The organism is Acinetobacter sp. YH16052, assembly GCF_013417155.1.
Classification (GTDB): domain Bacteria; phylum Pseudomonadota; class Gammaproteobacteria; order Pseudomonadales; family Moraxellaceae; genus Acinetobacter.
Map to the genome: position 1 here is coordinate 54,545 of NZ_VPEO01000004.1, position 26,890 is coordinate 81,434.

The 26,890-nt window shown below is 41.5% G+C and carries 24 protein-coding genes; 15 read left to right on the forward strand and 9 right to left on the reverse strand.

Annotated features, from left to right (window positions below):
• Positions 1–6 precede the first annotated feature (6 nt).
• The 3 genes from dpdK (at position 7) to FTV42_RS04025 (ending at position 2,825) form a co-directional block, all read left to right on the forward strand.
• On the forward strand, positions 7–552 hold the full coding sequence (dpdK, locus tag FTV42_RS04015; RefSeq protein WP_180037561.1) for a phospholipase D-like domain-containing protein DpdK: 546 nt from the start codon (positions 7–9) through the stop codon (positions 550–552).
• Entirely contained in the window at positions 527–2,272 is a 1,746-nt protein-coding gene (locus FTV42_RS04020; RefSeq protein WP_180037563.1) for a hypothetical protein, read from the forward strand. The genes dpdK and FTV42_RS04020 overlap by 26 nt, the downstream gene beginning before the upstream one ends.
• 175 nt (positions 2,273–2,447) lie before the next feature.
• Positions 2,448–2,825 (forward strand): hypothetical protein, encoded by a 378-nt coding sequence (locus FTV42_RS04025; RefSeq protein ID WP_180037565.1) that lies wholly within the window; start codon positions 2,448–2,450, stop codon positions 2,823–2,825.
• Positions 2,826–2,917: 92 nt separating this feature from the next.
• On the opposite strand, the gene queC is transcribed toward FTV42_RS04025, so the two are convergent.
• The 6 genes from queC to FTV42_RS04055 all read right to left on the reverse strand — a co-directional run bounded on the left by queC (position 2,918) and on the right by FTV42_RS04055 (position 9,454).
• Positions 2,918–3,607, reverse strand: coding sequence for a 7-cyano-7-deazaguanine synthase QueC (gene queC, locus FTV42_RS04030; RefSeq protein WP_180037567.1), 690 nt, complete (start codon positions 3,605–3,607; stop codon positions 2,918–2,920).
• 1 nt (position 3,608) lies between these two features.
• Positions 3,609–4,670, reverse strand: coding sequence for a DGQHR domain-containing protein DpdB (dbpB, locus tag FTV42_RS04035; RefSeq protein ID WP_180037569.1), 1,062 nt, complete (start codon positions 4,668–4,670; stop codon positions 3,609–3,611).
• 2 nt (positions 4,671–4,672) lie between these two features.
• Positions 4,673–5,974: a tRNA-guanine transglycosylase DpdA gene (gene dpdA / locus FTV42_RS04040; protein WP_180037571.1), complete on the reverse strand. Its 1,302-nt coding sequence runs from the start codon at positions 5,972–5,974 to the stop codon at positions 4,673–4,675.
• Positions 5,971–7,095, reverse strand: coding sequence for a DGQHR domain-containing protein DpdB (dbpB, locus tag FTV42_RS04045; RefSeq protein WP_180037573.1), 1,125 nt, complete (start codon positions 7,093–7,095; stop codon positions 5,971–5,973). The genes dpdA and dbpB (FTV42_RS04045) overlap by 4 nt, the downstream gene beginning before the upstream one ends.
• Positions 7,085–8,005: a hypothetical protein gene (locus FTV42_RS04050; RefSeq protein ID WP_218946903.1), complete on the reverse strand. Its 921-nt coding sequence runs from the start codon at positions 8,003–8,005 to the stop codon at positions 7,085–7,087. Before FTV42_RS04050 ends, dbpB (FTV42_RS04045) begins: the two co-directional genes overlap by 11 nt.
• 510 nt (positions 8,006–8,515) lie before the next feature.
• On the reverse strand, positions 8,516–9,454 hold the full coding sequence (locus FTV42_RS04055; RefSeq protein ID WP_180037577.1) for a LysR family transcriptional regulator: 939 nt from the start codon (positions 9,452–9,454) through the stop codon (positions 8,516–8,518).
• Between the two features lie 117 nt (positions 9,455–9,571).
• On the opposite strand from FTV42_RS04055, the gene FTV42_RS04060 reads away from it, so the two are divergent.
• The 5 genes from FTV42_RS04060 to FTV42_RS04080 all read left to right on the forward strand — a co-directional run bounded on the left by FTV42_RS04060 (position 9,572) and on the right by FTV42_RS04080 (position 15,947).
• Positions 9,572–10,900 carry an MFS transporter gene (locus tag FTV42_RS04060; protein ID WP_180037581.1) on the forward strand — a complete coding sequence of 443 codons (1,329 nt, stop codon included), beginning with the start codon at positions 9,572–9,574 and terminating at the stop codon, positions 10,898–10,900.
• Positions 10,901–10,931: 31 nt separating this feature from the next.
• The gene (locus FTV42_RS04065) at positions 10,932–12,455 is read left to right on the forward strand and encodes a M81 family metallopeptidase (RefSeq protein WP_180037584.1); all 1,524 of its coding nucleotides are present in this window, start codon (positions 10,932–10,934) and stop codon (positions 12,453–12,455) included.
• 339 nt (positions 12,456–12,794) lie between these two features.
• On the forward strand, positions 12,795–14,018 hold the full coding sequence (locus FTV42_RS04070; protein ID WP_180037586.1) for an efflux RND transporter periplasmic adaptor subunit: 1,224 nt from the start codon (positions 12,795–12,797) through the stop codon (positions 14,016–14,018).
• Positions 14,015–15,238, forward strand: a complete 1,224-nt coding sequence (locus FTV42_RS04075; protein WP_180037588.1) for an ABC transporter permease — start codon at positions 14,015–14,017, stop codon at positions 15,236–15,238. The genes FTV42_RS04070 and FTV42_RS04075 overlap by 4 nt, the downstream gene beginning before the upstream one ends.
• Positions 15,231–15,947, forward strand: a complete 717-nt coding sequence (locus FTV42_RS04080; protein ID WP_004646198.1) for an ABC transporter ATP-binding protein — start codon at positions 15,231–15,233, stop codon at positions 15,945–15,947. Before FTV42_RS04075 ends, FTV42_RS04080 begins: the two co-directional genes overlap by 8 nt.
• Before the next feature lie 332 nt (positions 15,948–16,279).
• On the opposite strand, the gene FTV42_RS04085 is transcribed toward FTV42_RS04080, so the two are convergent.
• On the reverse strand, positions 16,280–16,777 hold the full coding sequence (locus FTV42_RS04085; RefSeq protein WP_180037591.1) for a Dps family protein: 498 nt from the start codon (positions 16,775–16,777) through the stop codon (positions 16,280–16,282).
• A gap of 759 nt (positions 16,778–17,536) precedes the next feature.
• Between FTV42_RS04085 and katE the strand changes: the two genes are divergently transcribed.
• The 7 genes from katE to FTV42_RS04120 all read left to right on the forward strand — a co-directional run bounded on the left by katE (position 17,537) and on the right by FTV42_RS04120 (position 24,512).
• Positions 17,537–19,660, forward strand: a complete 2,124-nt coding sequence (gene katE / locus FTV42_RS04090) for a catalase HPII (protein ID WP_180037593.1) — start codon at positions 17,537–17,539, stop codon at positions 19,658–19,660.
• A gap of 69 nt (positions 19,661–19,729) precedes the next feature.
• Complete coding sequence (locus FTV42_RS04095) at positions 19,730–19,939, forward strand: hypothetical protein (RefSeq protein WP_004646201.1); 210 nt, start codon at positions 19,730–19,732, stop codon at positions 19,937–19,939.
• Positions 19,940–19,991: 52 nt separating this feature from the next.
• Positions 19,992–20,975, forward strand: a complete 984-nt coding sequence (locus tag FTV42_RS04100) for an acyl-CoA dehydrogenase (protein WP_180037595.1) — start codon at positions 19,992–19,994, stop codon at positions 20,973–20,975.
• A complete protein-coding gene (locus FTV42_RS04105) occupies positions 20,963–21,748 on the forward strand; it encodes a PIG-L deacetylase family protein (protein WP_180037597.1) in 786 nt (261 codons plus the stop codon). Before FTV42_RS04100 ends, FTV42_RS04105 begins: the two co-directional genes overlap by 13 nt.
• A complete protein-coding gene (locus FTV42_RS04110) occupies positions 21,738–22,352 on the forward strand; it encodes a class I SAM-dependent methyltransferase (RefSeq protein ID WP_180037599.1) in 615 nt (204 codons plus the stop codon). The genes FTV42_RS04105 and FTV42_RS04110 overlap by 11 nt, the downstream gene beginning before the upstream one ends.
• The gene (locus FTV42_RS04115; protein WP_005247033.1) at positions 22,349–23,062 is read left to right on the forward strand and encodes a glycosyltransferase family 2 protein; all 714 of its coding nucleotides are present in this window, start codon (positions 22,349–22,351) and stop codon (positions 23,060–23,062) included. The genes FTV42_RS04110 and FTV42_RS04115 overlap by 4 nt, the downstream gene beginning before the upstream one ends.
• A 205-nt stretch (positions 23,063–23,267) precedes the next feature.
• Positions 23,268–24,512, forward strand: coding sequence for an MFS transporter (locus FTV42_RS04120; protein ID WP_180037601.1), 1,245 nt, complete (start codon positions 23,268–23,270; stop codon positions 24,510–24,512).
• 25 nt (positions 24,513–24,537) lie between these two features.
• Here the strand turns inward: FTV42_RS04120 and FTV42_RS04125 are convergent, their stop codons facing one another.
• Entirely contained in the window at positions 24,538–25,971 is a 1,434-nt protein-coding gene (locus FTV42_RS04125; protein WP_180037604.1) for a trehalose-6-phosphate synthase, read from the reverse strand.
• On the reverse strand, positions 25,928–26,809 hold the full coding sequence (otsB, locus tag FTV42_RS04130) for a trehalose-phosphatase (RefSeq protein WP_180037606.1): 882 nt from the start codon (positions 26,807–26,809) through the stop codon (positions 25,928–25,930). Before otsB ends, FTV42_RS04125 begins: the two co-directional genes overlap by 44 nt.
• Positions 26,810–26,890: the final 81 nt, after the last annotated feature.

The following is a 26,890-nucleotide window of genomic DNA, read 5'->3' on the forward strand; positions in this document are numbered from 1 at the left end:
TTTGTTATGCCTAGGAAAATATATCTTAATCAATCACTTGGTAGACGACAATTTAAAGAGTTATTCAGCACTTTATTACTAGGGACATTGTTTAACAAAGATGAGCTATGGATAGTATCACCATGGATCACAGATTTTGAACTGGTGGATAATACTGCAAACCAATGGAATGCTTTGGTGCCTAAATTTGAACCTCGTTATATTCGTTTTAGTGAAGTACTCATCATGCTTATACAAGTTGGTGTGCCGGTAAAAATTGTGACTCGTGAAGATCCCATTAATTTAACATTTCTGACCACTTTACATTATCAATTAAATGATCATGAGGGATTGGCAATTTGCTGTGTCGATAAATTACATAGCAAAGGTGTAGTGTGTAGGGATGGCATGATTGAAGGCTCATTGAATTTGACCTATTCAGGGGTAGAGTCAAATGATGAAGTAGTGACGTTCAATACCGAACCACGCACGATTTCAGAGTCTGTACTTGAGTTTAAAAAGTATCAACAGTGGGAGAAAATACACAATGTATTATCCAGAATGGTTAATTGATTTTTTCCAAACCAATCGGATTCAATTACAACGTATTGATGCCAATGATTATAATCCAGATCAATTAAGTGTCTTAAAAGCATTCCTTGATCCTATTTCACAAAAAAAGCGCTATTTTGCTTTGCCTTATGTTGATAAAGACAACAAGGTGTCGATTTATGTTGGTGGTGCAGTCGACTTACGCGAACTTACAGAATTGACATCAGTTTTACGCAGTACACTTGGCACTGCCTATATTGCAAATTATCACATCTTCAAAATGCCCTGTGAGGATAATCTTGCTGCAAATGTTTTATTGGCACAATTTTCTGCGGGTTTATTGGTTATAGAACTTTATCCACACAAAGGTAAAACATCGGAAATAGCATCGGTTTCGAGGTCAGATATTTATTTAAATTTTGAATTGGTGAATCGGGTAATTCGCAGCTTAAATCATCGTCCACGTTTGGTACAACTCAGTAAACGTCCTGTAGGACGGATTTTACGAGATTTCTATTTGGCGCAGAAAGAGCAAGATATCAAAACTGTACAGCAATGTTTTGAAGAAATCAAAACCAATGCCAGTTTGGGTGCAAAAAACTTAGTATTTTTAGATATTCAAACTTTGGCGATTTCACAGCAATGGCAAGATGTATTAGATCATCCAAAATTGAAAGATATAATTGATGATTTATTACCAACACAGGTATTTTATTATATTTTGCAGGCCTTAACCGTAACAGGTGGACATCAGTTATTGGAGGAGAGGATTTCGCCTTATACCGATGTGCAGGCTTTACAAACCTTATATCATCCATTTAAAGCCATTTTTAGCCGGTTACCCGAAGTTAAGAAAGATCCACAGTATCTTTTGCAGTGGCAACAATGGTTTATTGGTGCTGTATTGATGGGCAAGCAACACTATTTTGAGCAATTGCCTCATTTTGTGGATCCCAAATGGTGTGAGCAGGTCTTAAAATTTGTACATGATAAAGTTAATGTTACTGAAGTATCTCATGAACATACATGGCATTTAACTAAGCCAAGCAGCATCGAACAAGTTGCTGCCTACTTAAAGCATTGCATACAACTTGCCCCTGAATATTGGCAAGAATATTGGCAGTGTTTAGAACAGACACCTGTACAGATTCGGGTAAAGATAGAAAAGAATACGCAACTTTGTCAGATTTGGGCAAAAATAGCAGCCTATTGTAGCCAAAAAATGGTGTATCAATGGCAACAATGGTTTGATGAAATATTAGTAAACCGGCAAATAAACACTGACCAGATGTTATTACGGTTACAAAATGAAAATGAATTATGGCGTGTCAGTAGTTTTGATGAACAACAATGGTTGAAAGTTTTAAATATCTCAGATCGAAAGCGTTTGCTATTAGTCAGAAATGCTATGCCAATTTTAGTTGACTGGTTGATGCAAAACAACGTTAAAATGCACGAAAAAACGGTTTCAGTGATGTTGTCATTAATCGTTGAAGATGAGCAACATTATCCAGGAGATTTTTCATTAGCGTATGTGTTGTCTAAATATTGGCAGTATGTGCGAGTGAATCATCAATATGACGAACATATGTTGGCAAGTTTAATTGAGCTTTGGGAAAAGGCAGGTTCTGCATTAACACGTCCTCGAGCACTTAAAATTGTTGAGGTTTGTAAACAGATACCTAATATGAATAAATCGGTAGCTTTACAGAAGTTTGAAGAGATGATATTCAAATCCTAGTTTCTAAATATAATATTTTTTATTAAAATTATTAAGTAGGATAGGCCTAACCTAAACTAGAAGCAACTTCTAATACCTTGATAGTATTGTGATAACAAAGAGAAATTGTTTTTGAATACATACGAGATATTGAAGAACTGTATTCAAACCTAGATTTGGAATGGAGTAATGTAGTATGGTAAATAATGAAAGTTCAGTTTTGATTGCGAGATCAATAATACATTTAATAGATGAATTACAATTAAAGTTAAGAACATTTAATGTTAATAGTGATGGAATAAACTATTTGATTTTAACTGAATTATATAGCTTAAGAACGAGAGTCTATATTGTAATGCATGAATCTAATTTTTTTGAGTTGGATCATGAAATTTCTGATATGGAGATCAATAATACATTTCAGTCCATAAAAGATATTTTAAATAAAAGTGAAGATTTAATTTTATTAAAAAAAATTGTTTTCCTTGTTTCTATGCTAATTGCTTCGATAGGAGTGGGTGAAGCAGAAAATGTATCCAAAATACTTAATAAAATTAGAGATGTTAATTACTAAAATGCCTTTGGATATGTAGTTTTTTGGTAATATCGTATTTAATAGGGGTTAGTTCGCCACAAGAAAATTATTTTCTTGTGGGAGTTATTAAATTATCTTGATAAAAACTCAACATAGCCTTTCTTTCTAAGATCACAGGCAGGGCATGCATTGCATCCATATCCCCATGGATATAGAGTAGATCGATCACCATTATAGCAGGTATGCGTTTCTCCGATAATAAAGTCAATTGCTTGTTGCCCTGCAATAGATTGCGTCAATCTCCACGTTTCACATTTATTGATCCACATAAGGGGGGTATCAATAACTATTTTCTTGTCTAATCCTAGACTTAAAGCGACTTGTAATGCTTTAATAGTGTTGTCCCTACAATCTGGATATCCTGAAAAATCTGTTTCACATACACCCGTGACTAAATGTTCGATGTCATATTTATAAGCAATAGTACTTGCAACATTTAAAAATAATAAGTTGCGCCCTGGAACAAAGGTATTTGGAAGATTTTCAGTTTCGGTAATATCAATATCATGGGTTAATGATGTGGTATTTACTTTCGATAAAAAATCTAAGTTAACGATATGATCAAGCTTTAGTTTGTTTTTCCAATTAGTATTGATGCTTTCAATTGATTGTAGAATTTTTTGTCTACACTCCATTTCAACATGGTGTTTTTGACCATATTCAAATCCAACGGTATAAACTTCATTGAATTTTTCAAGAGCCCACATCAAGCAGGTTGTCGAATCTTGTCCACCAGAAAACAAAACTAAAGCTTTATTCATATTAAATGGCCTGCTTTCTTAGCACTTTTTTTAGAGAACGTACTAGATAATTGGCTAATATATCAGTGTCAGTGGGAGTGTTTTGTATGCCATTCCACGGTCTGATGTCTGTAATACTGAAGTTCCATGTACCTGAAGTCCAACTAGTATATTCTTTTAAAGTCTCTAACCCAGGAATGAAATCATCTTTTGTTCTAGCTCCATTGCTATATAAATACTCCATTACGAAGCCCATAGCAACTAGGCCAGCCCCATGTTTTAAACGTGAGTTTTTAGGAATCATTCCAATCCACTCAGGTTTGAAAACTTCAATTACAGCTGAAAAGAATTCGTTTAGAAGTAGATATGATTGTATCTCATAATCTTCTTCTTGTAGGATCTCTCTTAATGCGCCATTTGTTGTGGAATTACTTACAATTTTTTGTAAAGCAGTATCACTTATTACACCCTTAGGACATGTATGTTGTTTAATTTGTCCATTTAAAACAGAGTCTTTCGTGTAATTGAGTCGATCAACAATACGTGCAGAAAACTTTTTAGATGAGAATCTTTCTGGTAAACCATCAATTGTAGGTAATAATTCGTAAATTAAAGTGCGGGGCAATGGTCTTGTATTATTGATTAATACAAATTGTTGGCGCAATTGATTATAGTCTTTACAGATTAAACCTGAAATAAATACTTCGAAGTCTGGGCGATTTGCACCAGACAAAGCTGTTAGTCGTTGTTGCCCATCAACGATATAGCCTGGTTTCCCTTGTTCTGTATCAACAGTAATTTTAATTATATTTTCATCAACTTCTTCAACAGTCACACCTTCGAGGAATGCCACAATTACAGCATTTGGTAAAAGGGCATTAGTATCACTTAAATAGTTTCTAATTTCTTTAATATGGTTAGAAACTTGATGACGTTGGAAACCGACTAGATTACCACTATCATTACGTCCAATACGCTCGATGTCTGAAAATTCAAAAATTTCAGAAACTGGTGCTACGAATGAAAAGACATACTGTCCCGAAGCTTGTTTAGCTCGTAGAGCTGTGTATGTAAAAATAGCCAAGTTTACTTCTCCAAAATGTTTTGAACGTATGTATGGTAAATACTGAGATTGTGGAAGCCTCTGCGTTTGTTGCGATTACTACCACGGAAAATAATGACTTCTATGCCACAATCTTTACAGATACTGCATTGGCAATTTTGCCAAGGTCGATCTAGTAGAGTATTTTTCATGAGCGCACGAGTTTTTTCTAATTCTCGCACTTGTTGAGGTGTATGACCTTCATGTGACTCTAAGAGCAAATAAGAATGATAGTCGATGATGATATCTAAAGTTTCTTCAACCGAAGTTAACCCTTTATCGAATGCTCGGATAGTATCCAATGCCAAGCGCTCTTTTTGGATCAGAGTTTCTGTATTTAATATCCCCATTTTAATACCTTGCATAAGACGGTAGTTTTCTGTCGCTTGGGGGATACGAATGGCTGTGTAGAATTTTATTCCATCTCCATCAGGCATAAAGTAATTGTTCTTATTATCTTTAAAAGCCTTAATAAGTGGAGATGTTGAATCAAAACTGGTTATCCCATATCCAGTAAAATCTTGAATATAGTTTGCTTTTGCAAAGCCTAATAAATGAATTTTAGTTTCAAGTTTAATTTTACTTCTAATGCTTCTTAATACTTCATGAATAGTCGGCATATTTAAAGGCACTAAACCTCCGACAGCAAGATACTCATATCCCATTTTTTCTAGATCTAGAGCGGCATTACCCATACTTTCTGGAGACCAACCTTGAATAGGTGCAATCGCTTCAAATGGTTTGCCTTCAAATTGATTGATTTTTAAAAATTCTTCTGCGTTTTGTAGTGTTATTTCATAGCGATCAAGTGTAGATGACTTATTTGAAGCTAATAAATCACTTGCTGAGGGGTTGTTTAAATCACAGTCGAAAATGATGTGATCGGGAGAGCATCCGTGCGTGAATTCTGCATCTATATAAAAATCGATAACTTCTTGTGGTGAATAGGCAGGTGTTGGTAATGCGGCATAGGCAAAAGCCCCACAGTCACCCATAACCATTTTATCAAGATGATGTGGTTGGTCATATCTTAAAAATTTTCGAGCACCTTCACGCAATAAACGCTGTTCTTCCGCAGTACTATAATGAACTTTTGATCCAGATAATCCTTTAACCTGTCGAATAGAACTCATTGACATCAGTAGTCCATCGTAGGGTTCAGGTACGACCATTTCATGGGCATATTTGTCATCCCAGTAACGTTTATGTCCCGGTTCATGACAATCCTTAATAAAGTCATAATTAGGATTCACGTAATCTTGGGTATCTGAATAGAGAAACTTCATTGATTGCTGCTTTGATTGTAAGTGTGGATAAGAAACTCCTGCAGACGTTTAATGTCTTTAGAGGTGTGTTGTAACTCGTTCCAAGGTAAATTTAATCCTTGCCATTCACCACTGGTCCAAGCGCAAGAGGACGAGATTTTACCTAATTCTGAACAAAACATCTCATAAATATTTTTGGTACTCTGAAATTTTCGACTATAGATTTGATCCATAAGGACGCCCATAGCTAAGATACCAACAGAATGTGTTAAGCGACTTTGCTTTGGCTCTTTCGACCAAGCATCGGGGAAAGTTTCTTTTACAGCATTCCAATAGGTGATCAAAATTTTATATAAACCTTCCATGTTTTTAATATCGCCATTCTGATCTTTAAATGTAGCCAGAGCACCTAAAGGGTTAGATATGCTGTTACGAATCATTTGTATTACAGACGAATCGTTAATATATGCTTCTGATTTACTAAAGCTTGAACGCTTTATTATCTGGTGAAATGCTGACGTAGGATCATCATTTAATAGATAGCAGATCTCAGCAGGTAATTTTCGACTATTGATTTCCCTCGGTAAAATTACACTTCGTGTGCTAGGTAGAAGTTCGTTAATTAATCGGTTTGGTAAAGGCTTTACTTTATTAATCAATATAAATTGTTCACGTTGAACTTCAAGGTTTTGAGAGATAAAACCCACAACAGGAATTGGTAATGTAGAGTTCTTGGTATTAGCTAGAGCTAATGCCCTTTGTTGACCATCTACAATCCAAGCTATTCTTTCACCTTGTGGAAAGATAGGGAGTTTTAATGAGCCAGATTGGGAGATACTGGAATCATTGGCAGTTTTTGTTCCTCTTGATTGGGTAAATTTAATTTCAGGTGATAATGCTAAAATAATTGAATTAGGAAATATGACGTTTCTTAAATCAAGATATTCAGTGATACCTTTAATATGTAATTTAATTTCTGGGCGTTGAAAACCAATTAGATCGCCGTCAGTAGATGTTTTTAATCGACTAATATCAGCAATTAAATTTAAATCTTGTGCGTAAATAAAGAAGGTGAAAATATTAAAGTTTTCACCTTGTACAGTTCTGAGTGCTTTGACTGTTATAAATCTATTATTGGGCATTCATTTTCTCATTTTTTATATGTCGCCATAATGCCTGAAATCTTGATTGTTCACATGCAATCATTTTTTCATCGCGTAAGAAACGTAGTAACTTTGAACTTTGTCCATTACAAAAATCCCAACCTTCTAATATAAGTTTGGATATTTCGTCATCAGTTAATTTAGGGCGTATAATTTTTGGTGCGATTGGTGGTAATGACTTTATGTATTGAGTAACTAAGGATTTTGCTGTAGTTATATCTTGATTAGGCGAGAAAATATATTTAATAAAATGGTGCAGGCATCTTTGGCAATAGTCCACCATAGTTCCTTTGAATTCGCTATTTTCTATTCTGTAGTCATAAGGGATATATAGTTTTTGTAAGTGTTCCGGTAGTTTTTGAACAGACTGTGGGTGTAAGAACAGTCTTATTTTACTTAAAGTGCTCATATCCAACCCTGATAAAAAGGGCAGAATCATATTGAGATAGTTTTGTGGCAGAGCTATAAAAATACATTCTGCTTCATGAAGTAAATTTAAATTGTTATTTGATATGCGCGATATTTTTTCCCACCATATAGATTCATTTATACGCCATTTAGAAAACATTGATTTAAGTGAATTTTGCCCTTCTGAAATTGTAAGATCGTAATTAGGGATCATATCTCCGCCATTAACGATTCCTAGTCCAGCAGATAAAAAAATGATTTCAGCATCAATAATTTTTTTGGCACGTAAAATCTCACTTACAGAACGCCCTTGATATATCTCGATAGCAGTTTTTTTTTGTTTAGCACATTGAATTAAACTCAACCAATGATTTATGAAAAAATCTACATTTTCAATATCATACATTTTTTCTGAGGGTTCGATTTTTGTTAATTTTGATAATTTTCTATTAGTACAGTTGCTGATTATGATGTGGTTCATGAGCAGTTGAGTTTTATTTGCAATATAATATTTTAGCTTCTTATCTTAATAACTGCAATATATCAGAAAAAATGATATGTTATTTATTTAAGGTGTTGGTCTATATTTTTAATATTTAAAAGATTCAATTCGGTATGACAATCAGAAAGGCCACACCAAAATAATAAAGAAAGCTACATTTGATTGTTGCCTAACAGCTATTGTGGCACTGGTTATTTATAGGAGGATTGCCGATGAAGTTATTATCAAATGTCGCTATCTGTGTTAAAATAAACGCAGAAATTAAGTTTTGTTACATATAAAAAGAAGAAAAATTTCCCAGTTCAATTCCCAACTTCACAGAGACAACCTTGTACATGAGATGTATAATTGATTGTGTATTTTGAATTAAATCTTTTAATTTCATGTTTTTATGGTCGAGTTAGGCGGTCGCCACCTCCACCAAAATTCTTGTTATAAATCAGCTGCTTATTTAAGTGGCTTTTTTATTGCCTAAATTTTATAAGCGATTTAAAAAATCAAATCAAAACTGGAGCGAATACGCTCAATCAATAAATGCTTCGACTCTGACAAATGGGTATTTTTACGTACCATCAATTGGGTCTGAGCCATGTTGCACAGCTCGGAATCAATAGTTAAAGCAACGGCCTGACCTTCTTTGACTGCATCTGCAATATCTGCATAGCGCATGGCGGAAATCCCATGTCCAGCCACCACATAATTTTTTAAGGCATAAATAGAATTGGTGGTCAGGCCAATATTCAGGTTCACTTGTAAGCGTACCATTTCACTGTCGAGTAGCTGACGAAAACCATGCCCTACGGGCATTAAGGCAAATTTATAGGCTGAAATTTCAGAGAGACAAATACGATGCTTGAGCTTGGCAAGAGGATGACCGGCAGGAACAGCCAGAATAAAAGGTTCTGTTTTATGAGCAATGGTGCTGATGTCTGTATGAAATGGAGGATTATACGCCAATCCAATATGCGCCAAGCTGTCCACAATATGTCGTACCACATGCTGGGCACTCATTAATTCTAACTGGATTTCAAGATTTGGATATTTATGATGCACATGTCGAAGTACATCATAAATCATATGTTGCATATAACTTTCGCTTGAAACAATATTCACTTTGCCAAGTTGAGAAGATTGCAGCTGAAATAAACTGTCAAATAATTCATTTTCACGATTTTTATTTTCCTTGAAATACTCAAGTACCAGATAGGCGGCTTCAGTCGGAATAATATGCCGTCCCTTACGTTTGAACAGGTTTATTTTTAATTCTGATTCAAAGAGTTGAATTTGTCGGCTCATGGCGGACTGTTCAATATTCAGGATATCTGCCGCTTTGCGCATCGAGCCAAACATCATCACCGTATAGAAATAACGCAAACGCTTTTCATTGATTCCGTTCAGTGGCGCAAGGAATTGCAAGTTTCTGTCCATAAAAACTCTGATGCTTTTAAAGCATCAGTATGCCGAATAAATTATATTGTTATCAAGTCAGGAGCATGCTTACATTGTTTTGAACAATAAGAAGATCTAGATAAAAAGGAGTTTTAGATGGATTTAATGACCTCCCATCAGCAACGGTTAGACCAGATTTACAAGAAAGTAAGCTGGCGCCTGCTGCCATTTTTATTGCTGTGTTATTTCTTTGCTTATCTGGACCGGATCAATATCGGATTTGCCAAGTTGCAAATGCAGCAGGAGCTGGGCTTTAACGATGCAATTTATGGCATGGCAGCCGGCATATTCTTTTTAGGTTATGTCCTGTTTGAAGTGCCAACCAACCTGTATTTTGAAAAAGTCGGCGCCAGAAAAACCATTACCCGTATCATGATTTTGTGGGGCCTGACCTCCATGTCGATGCTGTTTGTCACCACCCCACAAATGTTTTATATCTTGCGCTTTTTGTTGGGTGTATTCGAAGCCGGTTTTGCCCCGGGCATGATTTTCTATCTGACCTATTGGTATTCCGGTGCACGCATGGCACGTGTGATGGCGATTGTTATGCTGGCTGGGCCGCTCGCTGGCATGTTAGGTGCGCCGTTATCGACGCAAATTATGAGTACTTTCCATCAGATTTATAATCTTTCTGGCTGGCAATGGTTATTTTTATTAGAAGCTGTGCCGACCGTGCTGTTGGGCTGCGTAGCGTACTTTTATTTAACTGATCATCCCTCACAAGCAAAATGGCTGTCCCAAGAGGACAAAGCCTTATTGGTGAAAGAAATTTCCCAACATCAGTCTGCCACTGGTCATAGTAATTTTAAAGCGGTATTAAAGGATCCTTGGATTTATTTCATGGCCTTAGCCTACTTCACCATTATCTGTGGGATCTATGCGATTGGCTTCTGGCTACCATCTTTACTGAAGTCGGGTGGTATCCAAAATTTGCAGATGATTGGTTGGCTGGTGGCGATTCCATATTTATGCGGTGCAATTTTCATGATCATTTTTGCCCGCAGCTCGGACAAATGGCAGGAACGGAAATGGCATTGTGTAGTGCCGACGGTATTGGCCGGAGTCAGCTTGATGTTGTCGGTGATGAGTGCGAATTTCCTGCTGTCCTTTATTGCGATCTGTACCGCAACGGCTTTTATGTTTAGTGCCTATACCATTTTCTGGTCGATTCCATCGAAATACTTAAGCGGCAGTGCGGCAGCAGGCGGAATTGCCCTGATTAACAGTATCGGATTACTCGGTGGTTTTGTCAGTCCCAATATTATGGGCATGGCGCAGTCAATGACCGGTTCCATGCTGGCAGGCTGGTTCACGATTGCTGTGATCATGATGCTCGGTGGCGCTTTCCTGATTTATGCCTTCAGACTGAAAAAGCAAGCTGTGCCTCAGCAAGCAACACGCACCGCTTTAATCGTCGATAAATAATCAATCATGCAGCATAGGAAGGATTCAAGATATGAAGAAAATCATCATTGCAGGCTTTCAACATGAAACCAATACCTTTGCCCCAACCAAAGCAAGCTACGCCGATTTTGTCCAGGGCGGGGGATTTCCGCCACTCAGCCGCGGCGCAGATATCCTGAAATTTCGGGAACAGAACATTCCGATTGGCGGTTTTATTCAACAAGCAGAACAATTCGGTTATCAACTTTTGCCAGTGATCTGGGCGGGTACTTCACCTTCAGCGCATGTAGAGCAGGACACTTACCAGCGGATCTGTGATGAAATTATTGCAAGCATCCAGCAGCATCCTGCAGATGCGGTGTATCTGGATCTGCATGGTGCTATGGTCAGTGAACAGGTGGATGATGGCGAAGGCGAATTGTTAAGACGGGTTCGTGAAGCAGTCGGGCCGGACACTCCGGTGATTGCCAGTCTGGACTTCCATGCCAATGTCACGCAAGCGATGTTTGCCCATAGTGATGTGCTGATTTGCTATCGGACCTATCCGCATGTAGATATGGCTCAAACCGGACAACGCTGTGCCCAACTACTGAATCAAATATTCCAAGGCAAAAAGCTGTACAAGCAAATGTATAAGCTGCCGTTTTTGATTGCGCTGAATGCACAATGTACCGAGCTAGAACCTACCCAATCATGCATGAATTTACTGGAACAGCTAGAGCAAAATAATTCTGTCCAGATGAATTTCACGCCGGGTTTTCCGGCGGCAGATTTTGAGGAATGTGGTGGTTGTATCTGGGGTTATAGTGAAAACGCTGAGCAGTTAGATCAGGCCATGCAACGCTATATCGCCCATGTGCTGCAACAAGAAACGCATTGGAATATGGATTTTTTATCACCAGATCATGCCGTGCTGCAGGCACTTCAACTTTATCAACAGCATCATTCGACCAGACCCGTGGTGATTGCAGATACTCAGGATAATCCGGGAGCCGGTGGTGATTCGAATACGACCGGGATGCTATCGGCGCTACATCGACATCAAGTTAAAAATGGATTGATTGGCCTCATCGTAGATCCTGCGGTGGTGCAACAAGCATATCAGCTTGGGCTTGGTCAGCATTTTTATGCGCAACTGGGCGGAACATCGGGTATTGCGGGGGATGCTCCATTTAGCGCTAAATTTAAAATCAAAGCCTATAGCGATGGAAAATTCAGCTATGGCGGACCCATGATGCATGGCGTCGAGGCAGATATTGGCCCGAGTGTATTATTGGAAATAGACGGTATTGAAATTGCAGTCAGTTCCTATAAAGCCCAGTTACTCGATCGTAATATGTTTCGAATCTTTGGTCTTGTGCCTGAAGCTAAATCGATTATTGTGGTTAAAAGTTCAGTACATTTTCGTGCAGATTTTCAGGACATGGCTGCTGCCATTTTGGTGGCGAAAGCGCCTGGTGCCATGAAAGCAGACCCAAATGACCTGCCTTGGCAAAAGATTGATCCTGATAGACGGCTTGTGCCGATGGGCGAAAGTCTGGCGCAACGTGATCAGCCATTGCGTCGTACGGTCTAAGATTTAACTAATATCCAATTAACACCCAAACGATTGAACAGGCTAGATCCATTACGATCTAGCCTGTTTTTTAATGAAAGCCCCCATTCCTCGAACTCAAGATAGATTCAATCTAATTTTTTCTCATCTGATCTTGCGTTTGGATCTGCCATAGATGAGCTTGACGGACATCCATTTGAACTGGCTCAAAAAGTGGACAGGAACTTAACATTCTTTTCAAACTCAACAAAATACCTATAATTCCAATTAGAAACTTGTTGTAAATTAAACCTTAGGAAAAAAACAAATACAGTTTTAACTTTCTTATTTCAAATTAGACGAATCAATCGGAGATTCTCATTGCGCGCTGCCCGCTATAAAATTTTGCTCATTATCGTATTGCTACTGGCAGTAGGGTTTGCTCTATTTCGCTGGTGGCAGGGGCCAGTGGTGCCTAGTTATACGCTGAGTGCCATGCCGCTGGTACAAAATGTTGTTGCGACCGGACGTGTTGCGACAGTCTCACGTGCCCAGGTAGGCAGTGAAATTAGTGGTGTGGTTCTGCAACGTCTGGTGCAGGAAGGCGATCAGGTTAAACCGGGTGATCTGCTAGTGGTATTGAAATCGGATGAATTGCTGGCCCAAGTCAGACAGGCCGAGCTGGCATTGACCGAATTGGCAAGCAACCGACGGCCACAGGCTGCAGCAGAACTGGCCAGTGCCAAAGCCCAGCTGGAGCAGGCCAGCCGAGAAGCAGCACGTAGACGTAATGCAGAAGCCGGCATCCTGTCGAGGGAAGAGGTCGAACAGGCTGTGGAAGCAGAAAGAGTCGCGCGTAATAATTATGAGACAGCCCGGGTAAAAGCATCCGCATTGGCTGCGGGTCAAGTCGAAGAAGCGTCGCTTCGGGAACAGCTTGTAGTGGCACAGGCTCAACTGGCCAAAACCAAGATTCGGGCGGCGGTCGCTGGCACAGTGCTGACACGCGATGTCGAGCCAGGTGATCTGGTTCAGCCGGGACAAACTTTATTTACCATTGCGTTAACAGGGAATACAGAAATCCGGGTACCGCTAGATGAGCGGAATTTACCGCAACTCGCCTTGCAGCAAAATGCGACCGTCATTAGCGATGCCTATCCGGATCAGTCTTTCCCAGCTCGGATCAATTTTATTGCGCCAAGTATTGACCCACAGCGCGGTACAGTAGAGGTCAGGTTAACTGTCAATCCCGTACCAGATTTTCTGCGTCAGGACATGACAGTATCGGTGAATGTCGAGACGGCCAAACGAGCACGGGCACTGGCTATTCCGAATGATGCTTTAAGCAGTATCAAGGGAGATAAAGCTGTGGTCTTAATGGTACGTGATGGAAAAGTACAGCGTCAGCAGATTACTTTAGGTTTGCGTGGCCTGGCCATGTCAGAAGTGAAATCCGGCCTGAGCGAGGGTGATCAGGTGCTGGCAGATGCCGAATCTTCATTGGAGGATGGCACCAGAGTTCGCTTAAAACCACAACAGAGCTCATTGCTGAATTCTGCTGATACGGCCAATAGCAAAAATGAATTACCGGTGAACTTCGATTGAAAAACTTATTCGGGCGGCTCTGGATCGAATGGAAAATCGCGGTCAGTTTTTTGCGCGAGGGTCGCGCGCAGTCCATCATGATCACCATCGGGGTCGCCGTGGGCGTGGCAGTAATCGTCTTTATCACCGCGTTGATTCAGGGGCTGCAAGCCAATATTGTCGAACGTACCTTAGGCACACAGGCGCATATACGCCTGTTGTCACCGGATGAAGTCAACCGGATTGTGTCACCTCCCGCCGGAACAGTGCAATTATTGCAGGAAGACAAACGGGCACAGCGTCTGCGTTCGATCAATAATTGGCAACAGATTACCGAAACACTAGACCAGTTGCCTGTACTGACCGCCGTCTCGCCGGTAGTGTCTGGTCCTGCCTTTGTACAACGGGGTGATGCGATCGAATCAGTGGCCTTGGTCGGGATGAATTTGGAGCGTTATCAGCAGATCATTCCATTAAAAGAATATTTAATCAGTGGTCAGTTGCGGGTCGGCGCGGATGATGTGCTGATTGGCAGTCAACTGGCCAAAGACCTCGGTGTTCAGGTCGGCAGCAAGTTGCGACTGGATACTGGTCAACAAAATAGTGCTTTGGTGAATATTGCCGGTATTTTTGAACTGGGTGTGCGCGAACTGGATGCGCGTTATGTATATCTGGATCTCAAGCAGGCACAGTCCTTACTCGGCCTGCCAGGCGGGGTAACGGTGATTGACCTAACCATTGCCAATATTTTTGAAGCAGACCAGGTTGCCGCACAAGTCGGACGCCTGACCTCATTAAAAGCCGAAAGCTGGATTGAAACCAATGCACAACTGATGAATGCCATTACTGCACAAAGCCTGTCGACTAATATGATTATTGTCTTTGTCGCAATTTCGGTGGCTTTCGGGATTGCCAGCGTCATGTCCGTCAGTGTGGTGCAGCGCACCCGAGAAATTGGTATTCTGCGGGCGACAGGTGCAACCCAATCGCAAATCCTGAGGGTTTTTCTGTTTCAGGGCGCAATCTTCGGCTTGCTCGGTTCAGTGCTGGGCAGCATAGTCAGTTATGGCCTGGTGTGGGTATTTAATAATTTTGGGCCGGGATTATTCTATATTCCGATATCGATTGAACTGGTGATATTGGCGCTATTGTTGGCGACATTAACAGGCGTACTGGCTGCAGCGGTGCCATCACGCCGGGCAGCAGCACTCGACCCGGTGGAGGCGATTCGTCATGTCTGAGCAATCTCAGGAAGTTCTGCGTCTGGAAGCGCTGCGAAAATCTTATAATATTGGACAGCCCAATGAGGTTGAGGTCTTGCATGGCATTGACCTGCGCATTGATCGCAACGACTTTGCTGCACTTATTGGCCCTTCCGGTTCTGGAAAAAGTACCTTACTGAATATTCTGGGACTGCTAGATAAACCAACGAGTGGCGAGCTGTATTTGTTGGGACAACCTACCAGTGCGATGGATGATACCGGCCGTACGGCGCTGCGCGGCAACAGCATCGGATTTGTATTTCAGTTTCACCATCTGATTCAGGCATTTAGTGCACTGGATAATATTCTCATGCCTTTAATGATGGCGCATGGCAAACCGAATCAGCAGGCAATGCAACGCGCACGTGATTTACTAGCGGCAGTGGGACTGGAAAAATTTGCCGAGCGTAAACCGAATGAATTGTCCGGAGGACAGCAGCAGCGGGTGGCCATTGCTCGGGCCTTGATTACTGAGCCGGCATTATTATTGGCCGATGAACCGACAGGTAATCTGGATACCCAGACCGCGGCTGATATGTTTGAACTGTTTCGTAAAGTGCATCGTGAACGCGACTGCGCCGTACTTTTAGTCACGCATGATCCGCGCCTGTCTGCCACTTGTGATCGTACCATCAATCTGGTCGATGGCCGGATTGAAAGTGATTCGAGCAATTCTCCTCAAGATTAAGCTGTACTGTAAGGAGCCAGGAGGGCTAATTTTTTGAAGCGATCGAAAAGATATTTCAGATTTATAGCTTTCAAAAAATGATAGCCATATATGAGATTGAAATAATCTGTAAACAATCTGTTTGTTAAAAAAGGATGTAGGCGATTGCCTACATCCTTAAATTTTGACGGTTTAATTTTAATGATTCTGTTTTTTAGCTTGATCTAACCATTGAGCACCGGTAAATCATATCTAATCAAAGCGTCAGGATGAAGCCGAACTTTAATGGCACTACCGCAAGTTTCCGCTTCATCCTGTGGGTAGCCTGCTCTCAAAGATTTGATCCGGTTTTATTATTCCAGATTACTTCTCAGCATCCAGGCAGTTTTTTCGTGTACTTCCAGTCTTTGCGTGAGAATGTCAGCAGTCGGCTGATCATTGGCTTCTTCAATGATCGAAAAAATACTTCTGGCGGTACGCGCCACAGTTTCATGTGCATCTACCAGTAAACGTATCATTTCTTCAGCTTTAGGCACACCTTCGACTTCTTTAATGGAGGTGAGTTTTACAAACTGTTTATAAGTACCGGGTGCTGCAAAACCCAAAGCCCGAATACGTTCAGCAATGATGTCCAACGCATTCCATTGCTCGGTATATTGAGTCATAAACATGTTGTGCAGGCTGTTGAACTGGGGGCCGGTGACATTCCAATGGAAATTATGGGTCATCAAATACAGGGTATAACTGTCTGCTAAAAGTCTGGATAAACCATCGACAATTTTGGCGCGATCATCATGCGAAATCCCGATATCAATTTTCATTGCTTTAGATTCTTTTTTAGAAGAGGCCATGCTCTTACTCCTTCAAACTTAACGCGATACGGTGTATTAAAATAAAGTCGGATGTATCTGAAGCCCGAGCCAAGAGATGAAATGATCTCTATGACTTTGTATTTGATCTAACAGGCTAAGAGATTTAAGTGGTTATAAGTTATAGATATTAGATCAATATAAAGGCAGGAAGTTTAGTCATTATGTATAAGCAGGGCGCGGGATTGTAACTATTTAAATCTGTCAAGTTCTGACCATCTTCAGCGGTAGCATATTAATTTCTTAGAGCAAATTGAACTTCTAAAAAAGTCCTAATCATTTCAGGATTGAAACATCGTGTTAGGTTATGACGTCTATTTATGAGCAAGATCACATATCACCACACTGAATATTTATTTTGAAATATCTCTGCGAAATTTTAATATTTTATTTTAAATAAATAACTTAGATGAAAATATGAATCATTAATAAACCCGAAATTTATAAAAAGTAACACAATGCTGCCTTAATTAAACAAGGCACTACAAACAATAATAAATCTCTTTCTCAAATGCAGTTATGTTAGGACACAGGCGAAACCAATAACAATATTCCCAGAAAAGCAAAAATGCTTCGAGTCAGCATATTCAGAAGAAATGTGAGGCTGATACAGGATCGGCTGTAGCAGATTGACTTGCGGGATGATTTTGATTCGGTAAGCCATGCAATATATAAGCTCAAGCGACTTTGAGATAGACCAAAAATATCTGAACTAAACTCAAGCTCAGCAAGGAATACATCATGAAAATTAAGGCCAATAGCCCCGCGACTGGTAAAGACGGTTTAGACAAACAAAATACCAATAAAAAAAGTGAACAGCTCGACGCATATCGCAGTGATGCGACCGAACAGGCACTCACTACCAATCAAGGGGTTAAAATTTCCGATAACCAGAACAGTCTCAAGGCAGGCGTTCGCGGTGCGACCTTGATCGAAGATTTTATTCTCCGGGAAAAAATTACCCATTTTGACCATGAGCGAATTCCAGAACGTATTGTGCATGCCCGCGGTGTCGGCGCACATGGCTATTTTGAGGCTTATCCGGGGAATGAAAAACTGACCAAGGCAGGCTTCCTGACCAATACCAGTGTGCAAACGCCAGTATTTGTGCGTTTTTCTACCGTACAGGGACCACGTGGTTCAGCAGATACGGTACGTGATATCCGTGGTTTTGCCACCAAGTTTTATACGGATGAAGGTAACTTCGATCTGGTAGCGAATGATGCGCCGGTATTCTTTATCCAGGATGGGATCAAGTTCCCGGATTTTGTACATGCAGTCAAACCTGAACCTCAGACCGAGATTCCTACCGGTGCATCTGCACATGATACTTTCTGGGATTTTGTTTCTTTAGTGCCTGAATCTGCACATGCGGTGATGTGGGCCATGTCGGATCGGGGTATTCCACGTAATTTAAGAGCCATTCAAGGCTTTGGTGTGCATACTTTCCGTTTTATCAATGCCGAGAATAAAGCGGTTTTTGTGAAATTCCACTGGACGCCAAAACAGGGTCTAGCCCAACTGGTCTGGGATGAAGCACAAAAACTGGCGGGTAAAGATCCGGATTTCCATCGTCGTGACTTATATGAAGCGATTGCATCCGGTAACTATCCGGAATGGGAGTTGGGTGTACAGGTCGTCCCAGAAGAAGATGAGATGAAGTACGACTTCGACTTGCTGGACCCAACCAAAATTATTCCGGAAGAACTGGTGCCGGTGACGCCGATTGGCAGAATGGTGCTGAACCGTAATGTCGATTATTTCTTCGGTGAAACCGAGCAGGTGGCATTCTGTCCGGGACATATTGTGCCAGGACTGGATTTTACCAATGATCCATTATTGCAGGCCCGTCTGTTCTCTTATACCGATACTCAGCTCAGCCGTTTAGGTGGTCCAAACTTCCACCAGATCCCAATTAACAAGCCGGTTTGTCCATTCCACAATAACCAGCGTGATGGTTTACACCAGCGTATTGTACATACCGGTCAAGCCAGTTATGAGCCGAATTCGATTGACAATAACTGGCCGACTGAGACTCCGCCAGCCGAACAAGGCGGTGGTTTTGAAAGCTATCAGGAGCGTATTGATGGACACAAGATCCGTCAGCGTAGCGAATCATTCAGTGATCACTTTAGTCAGGCCCGTCTTTTCTACCGCAGCCAGGCACCACATGAGCAAAAGCACATTGTCGATGCCTATGTCTTCGAGCTGAGCAAGGTGGAGCACAAATATATTCGTGAACGTGAAGTACTTGAAGTGCTCTGCAATATCGATCTGGACTTGGCACAGCAGGTTGCTGACCAATTGGGTATTGAAATTCCGGCAGAGAAAAAGGCGGCAAAATTGCCAGAGGTGCAGGTTTCACCACGTTTATCTTTTGAGGCATTTAAACCTGAAGATATTAAGGCACGCAAAATTGCGCTATTGGTGCACGACAAGGCCAATGAGGCCAGTATCAAAGCTGTTCAAGCTTGGGCAGAATCAGAAGGGGCTGTGGTCGATGTACTGACCCCAAAACCGGGCCCGGTACTGGGTCAGCAAGGCGAGGTGATTCCTTCCGATGGTATGCAAAAAGCAGAACCATCCATTGCCTATGATGCTGTGGTGATTGCTGACGGTGACAATTACGATGTGGTGATGAAAGATGGTGTGGCGACTCATTATCTGCTGGAAGCTTACAAGCATTTAAAACCAATCGTGTTCCTGGGCGATAAAGGCAAGCTGATTGAGGATCTGCGCTTGGTTAGCGATGAAGGAACTCTGGCAAACGGACAGTTTGAAGCAGTACAAGATAGCTTCAAGACTTTGATCCTGAACCATCGTGTCTGGGCGCGTGAAGCGATTGCGGAAGCAATTCCTGCCTAAACGATTCAATTTATGTTAGAGGATAGAGGCTAAGGCTTCTATCCTCATGGTTTTAAAATGGATGAAGAGATGGTGAGACCGGATGTCAAAAAGTTGTTGGCTCAAGCACAACAAACCAAATGGAGCAGAGAGCAGGATATCTATCTCATTGAGCATAATCATTTGCCTCTAACTGAACTGATGCAACAGCTCTGTTTCAATGAAGAAGAGATTAATACACGGCGTAAGGTATTAGGGCTGACCACACGTTTAAAACAAATGCGCAAGCTTTCTCATTAACTGACTTTAAAAACACAACAACATTATCCGTATTTTATGAGGAACCGCATGCATGAACCTCGGTTCAATATTACAAAGATTTGAAACTTCTCCTCTGGAGCTACAAGAAAAAATTCACCACACTTTAATGGAGCTGGTGGAGATTTCCGCTCAAGTGCCTTATCCCGCTTCTGGAGCTACCTTAAAACGCTGGCAGATGCTTAGTCAGGTTTCGGCAAGCAATTTGAGCCTGGGAAAACTGTATGAATCGCATTTAGATGCTTTAGCTATTCTGCATGAACTGAATATTCCGGTAGAACAAAAAGGCTTATGGGCAGTATGGGCGGCAGAAGGCGGTCCCAAACCTTTAACATTGCAAGCAGGAAAGCTAAGCGGAATTAAGCCCTGGTGTTCTGCATCGGTCTGGGTGCAACACGGTCTACTGACTTACCGTGATGAGCAGCAACAATCCCAATTACTGATTCTAGATTTGTCACAAGAAGGCATTCAGCATCATCAGGATACCTGGCAGGCAGTGGGCATGCAGCATACCTTGACTGCCCGGCTGGAACTGGATCATGTTGAGGTGGAAAAAGTCGCAGCTCCAAATGCCTATCTGGATCGGCCCGGATTCTGGCATGGCGCCGCAGGTGTGGCCGCGTGCTGGTATGGCGCAACCGTGCGTTTGGCTGAATATTTAAGACAGGCAGTATTGTTAAAACCGCATGCCTATAAGGCCATGTATCTCGGTGAAATTAGTCGGGAGCTTTTAGCGACACAGTCCTTATTTTATCAAGTTGCTGCATTGATTGATCAGCAACCGCAACACGCACATGAGTTAAAGATACGCAGTCTGCGTGCTCAGGTTGAAGTAACGGCTTTAAATGTACTGACTCATGTAGGTAAGGCTCTTGGTGCTGCGCCATATTGCGAGCAGCCACATTTCGCCCGGCTTGCAGCAGATCTTCCGGTATTTATTCGTCAAAGTCATGCTGCATTTGACTTGGAGCGAATTGGTGAGTTAAGCGCCCAGGAGAAAGAACTATGGATATTATAAGACATGAGATTGTAGGTGATCGTGTCATCCATGGTGAAGGCACAAGACTTGAAGAATGGCGTTCCTGTCAGATCCTGCAACAGATGCCGGAATTTGATATTCCTAAGGTTATTCCTCTAGATGCCAGAGTCTGCATCATTGCCCCTCATCCTGATGATGAAATTTTGGGCTGTGGAGGCCTGATTCAGCGTCTGGACAAACTTGGCTATCAGATCATACTTTTTGCCGTTACCAATGGGACAGCCAGTCATCCCGGCTCTAGTCTATATACTCCCGAAGAGTTGAACCAGATTCGTCCTGCTGAAACGCGAGCAGCTTTAGAAGCGTTACCTTTAAAACAGAATATCTTGCGGATCGCTTTAGATATTCAAGATGGCAAGGTGGCCGAACAGCGGGATGTGTTGCAACAGCATCTGCAATCTTATCTGCAACCGAATGATGTGTTAATTAGCACATTTGTTCATGATGGACATCCAGATCATGAAATTACGGGGCAGGTCACACAGCAGCTGGCCACTGAACTTCATTTGCCCTGTATTCAGGTCTTGATTTGGGCATGGCATTGGGCAACACCTGGAGATACCAGAATTCCCTGGACCGTCGCTCATCAACTCAAATTAACTGAGGAAGAATTACAATATAAGTCTCGAGCTGCGCGGTGTTTTAAGAGCCAGATCGAGCTTGATCCGACGATAGATCAATCACCGATTCTGCCAGAGCAGGCATTACAACGTATTTTACAGCCTTGGGAGGTGTATCTGTATGAACAGTAAAGCAGCCTATGATCAGGAATATTTCGATGCCTTATATGCACTGAATCAGGGAGATCCCTGGCAATATGAACAGCGTTGGTATGAACAGCGCAAACGGCAGATTTGTCTGGCGATCTTGCCGCACTTGCAGTTTGACTCCGCGATTGAGATTGGTTGCAGTAATGGCATCTTTAGTCAGGAACTGGCGCGGCGGACAAATAGCTTAATGTGTCTGGATGCCAATAATACTGCGATCCATTTGGCGCAGCAGCGTTTACAAGCTTATCCGCATGTACAGGTGTTACAGCGGATCGTGCCAGATGATTTGCCCGAACAGAAATTTCAGCTCATTGTCGTCAGTGAGATTTTATATTATTTGAACCCGATTACTCTGCAACAGGTGCTGACATGGCTGCATACTGCACTGGAACCGGGCGGATGTATCTTGAGTTGTCATTGGCGCGCGCCAATCTCGGGATTTAGCCTAAATGGTGAAGATGTCCATCAGTATCTCAAAGCGCATTTAAACTATTCCCATCGTTTAAGTTTGCAGGATTCCGATTTTTTGATAGATCTCTGGCTGAATTCAGCGCAATCCGTAGCAGAGCAGGAGGGCTTAAGATGAAAAAAATCGGTGTGGTGATTCCGGCCTGTAATGAAGAAGCCTATATTGAACGCTGTCTGTTAGCCTTAAAATCAGCACAAACTTATTTTTTTCAATATTTTAAAACAATAGAAAATCTTCCTGAAATCCAGATTCTCGTGGTCTTGGACCATTGTACTGATAGCACCGCCGTTAAAGTTCAGCAAATGGGCATTCCGGCTATGAGCTGCGACTTCCGAAATGTCGGTAAGGCACGTCATTTGGGGATTCAGCAAATGATCGAGCAGGGCTGTGACTGGATTTGCTGTACCGATGCCGATTCATTCGTACAGTGTGACTGGTTTCAGATGATGTTACAGCATCAACCCACCGATGCGATTTGTGGTGTGGTCGAGCTGGATCAATGGGATCATTTAAGCCGGAAAACCCGTCAGGCTTATCTCCGACATTATCAGGACAGCATGGGACATCGGCATGTTCATGGCGCAAACCTGTGTTTTAAAGCTTCGGCTTATATACAGGTCAATGGGTTTCAGCAACTGGACTGTCATGAAGATGTCGATTTCATCCGTCGTTTAGAAAAAGCTGACGCGCAGATTGTCTGGTCGAATCAGCTGAGAGTCACTACCAGCAGTCGTCTTAGCTCAAAAATTGCTGCAGGTTTTGCCCATTTTCTGCAAAAACTTGAGCTTAAGCAGGCCGCGAAAAAACCGATCAGCCTGTGCAAATAAAAGCATAAAACTATAAATTTTATACAATCAGACACTTGTAAAAAATCTTAAAATTCGTGTCTAAAAACTATTCCATTTAAATTTATTCTGTTTATAATTCACGCAAATTCAGCCCCGCAAACTTATACATTCTAGCTATAAGTCTGTGGGGTTTTTCTATGGATGAACGGTAATGGATGCCTGAGCCTTCTTTTTTGGTAATACAATGTTCAATCAAACACTGCTTTCTCGAATTCAGTCTCCATCACCATATCTATGGCAGAAAATAGCGACTGCGTTATGCTTCTTTAGCTTGGGCTTTAGTACTGCGGCTTGGGCACCCTTAATTCCATATGCACAGCAGCGCCTGTTATTAAATCATGCTGATTTTGGCCTGTTATTGCTGTGTGCCGGAATCGGTTCAATGCTGGCGATGCCGCTGGCCGGTCGACTGGCCAATGCCTTGGGTTGCCGTGCTGTTTTGGCCGTAATTCTCAGTGCATTTTTATTTATTTTGCCTGCTCTGGCTTATAGTCCGAATCATTTAATGATGGCAATCAGCCTGTTTTTCTTTGGTGCCAGTGCCGGGGCTTTGGGCGTGACTGTCAATATTCAGGCTGCACAGATTGAGAAAAAACTCGGTAAAAGTTTAATGTCAGGTTTTCATGGAGTGTGTAGTTTAGGTGGTCTAGCAGGCGTACTGGGCATGACCATGTTAATGGGTTTTGGCTTGGCGCCTTTAACTGGTGCGGTGATTGTCAGTGTGATTTTGCTGCTTATTGCCTTATTTGCTGTTCCTTTGAGCTTGGGCGCTGAGCCTAAGACAGCGGTAGAAGAAACATCATTAGAACAACCAGTGAAAAAAGCAGCACCGACCTGGGCGATTTTAGGCATTGGTCTGATCTGTTTTGTGGCTTTTCTGTCAGAAGGTGCAGCTATGGACTGGAGTGGTATTTATCTTGCTACTGAGTTCAGCCTGCCTGCGGCGCAAACCGGTTTGGCTTATAGTTTTTTTGCGGGTTTGATGGTGTTGGGACGCTTTAGTGGACACCTGATTATTCAGCAGTTTGGTGAAAAAAATACGATTCTGTTAAGCGCACTCTTGGCTGCAACCGGTTTATTAACCGTAGTCTTTGCACCAGTCTGGCAAGTAGTGTTGGTGGGTTATGCGATTTTAGGTTTAGGTAGTGCCAACATTGTACCGTTAATGTTTTCCCGTGCAGGACGTCAAAAAACTTTGGCTTCACATGTGGCATTGTCTTATGTATCGGTATTTGCTTATACAGGTTCATTAATTGGACCGGCATTGGTCGGCTTCGGCAGTGAAATCATCGGATTGAGCTTAGTATTTAGCGTCATTGCGATTGGTCTATTGAGTATTGTGATTTTGAATCATCTCACTGCAGACCCAAGCGAAGTGCAACACAGCGAAGAGATTGTGGCTCCTCTTCAAAACGAAACACCAGCTTAATGCTGGTGTTTTTTTATTTAAAAATTTAGGCATGCACACTGAACTGGTTTGAAGCTCCTGCAGCCACCGGACGATAGATCCGCAGGCTTTGTGAGTTTTTCAGGTCAGTGATAAACTGATCACGCCAGCGAATAATATCGAAATTTTTCAAGCCTTGGCTTAAATAACGATAGCGCTCTAAACGTTCTGATTTAGACATGCGCAGCGCCTTCTTCAAAGCTTTAGCCATACTGTCATGCTCATAAGGATCGACCAGTAAGGCTTCTTTCATTTGTTCAGCAGCACCGGCATATTTAGATAGAATCAAGACACCCGGATCTAAAGGATCCTGTGCAGCAATATATTCCTTGGCGACCAGATTCATACCATCCCGGATCGAATTTACCCAGCAAATATCTGCCTTACGATACAGTTGCATCAATGCCTCATGGCCCAAAGTATCATAGCTGCAATCGAAAGGTAACCAGTCCGCTGTGCCATGCTGGCTATTAAGTTCATGCACGGCAGATTTAAATTGCATATACAGGTTCTTATAGGTCTTTACATCCAGTCGGCATGGACAGGCAATTTGTAATTGCTGGAATTGATTTTTAAACTCTGGCTGATCTTCCAGTAAGCTCTGCAAAGATCCGATTTTTTCCAATAAGCCTTTACTATAATCAATCCGGTCAACTGAAATGATGGTTTTATACGGCTGCACTGTATTCAGATCAAAGGGAAGCTTTTCTGGATGACTATCTGAGGCCTGATTTTGTAGTTGCACAGGATGCACACCAATCGGATAGCATTTCACATGAATCTTTCGAGATTGATAATTCAGGATTTCATTGTGACGATGCTGCACTTTTAAGGTCTGTTCAAGGAAATTTAAACAGTTTTCCTGATCGCGAGAGGTCTGCAAACCCAGTACATCGTAGTTGGCCAAATGATGTGCCAGATCGCGATGGGCGGGTAAAGTCTGCCAGAGCCTTAGTTCTGGAAAGGGAATATGCAGGAAAAAGCCAATACGGTTACGCATGCCCAGTTTACGGCAATAATGCGCCACGCTTAAAAAATGATAATCATGGATCCAGATAATATCATGTGGAGATGCTACCTGTTTCAGGTGCTTGGCAAAGCGTAAATTGACATCCTGATAGATCTTAAAATCCTGCGGCTGATAATCTACAAGCTGATGCTGGTCGTGCATCAGTGGCCACAACGCATTGTTGGTAAAACCACAATAAAAACCTTGATATTGGGATTCAGTCAATGGACTCGTGTGATATTCAACATTTTGATGCTTCAGGATTTGAAACTTCTGCTCTTTTGTCTGGTCAACTCGGGATCCATTCCAGCCAACCCAGATACCGCCTATATCCTGCAAAGCATCCTGCAATGCCACCGCTAATCCACCTGCCTGTGTATTGTCTGACTTAGGTAGATTTACACGATTTGATAACACTATGAGTTTCGACATGTAATTTCTCCAATAATAATTGTTGTTGTGCTTTCAGTATTTCTAGAAATTCCGCTAGAAAAGCCTGTACTTGAGTCACGTTTTCGAGGCGATGTTGTGCCACGGTGTTGCCTGTACCGACTTTGATAGAGCAGCCTTTGAATGTGTTGATGACTTGAAAACCGGCTTCGTCGGTCAGGTCATCGCCGATAAAAATGGGGTAATGATCATTTAAGTGATATTGCTGAATGATTTGTTGGATAGCTGAACCTTTATTTGCACCTTTGGGCACCAGTTCAAATACAAACTTTCCAGCCTTAAGTTCAAAATCCTGAAAATGAGCGAGACAATCTAAGGCAAATGCATGCACTTGATGCTTTAAATGGGGGTGTTCACGAAAATGCAGGGCGACTGAATAGTCTTTAATTTCTATTCGAGTCTGAGGAATATTATTACTATGCTCTGTAATATAATTTTTTAATAATTCAAACTGTTCAGGATTTAAATCAATTAACTTGCTTAAACGCAATTGATAGCTTAATTCCAGACCATGAGAGCCTGCAATATTCCAGTCAAATGGATAAATAAGTTTTTGGGCTTGTGCAATTGAGCGACCGGTCACTAATACTAGCTGAATATATTGTTGTAACTCTTTTAAAGTATTTAAGGTTTCGCTCTTAATTATACTTTTTGCTGGATCTGGGTGGAATTCAGAAATGGTTCCATCAATATCAAGAAATAAAACAATTTTATGAGAATAAATAATAGGTTTGAGTTGATTTAAAATCACTTGAGGTAATATATAAGAAGATGTAGCAAGTGAATCTTCTAGGTCTTGATCTTCTTTTAGAGTCGACATAAATACTACCTAAGCCTCTGAAGTTAAATTGATTTAAAAGTTAGAATTACCTGAATGGTCATTGCTTTGATTAAATTTATA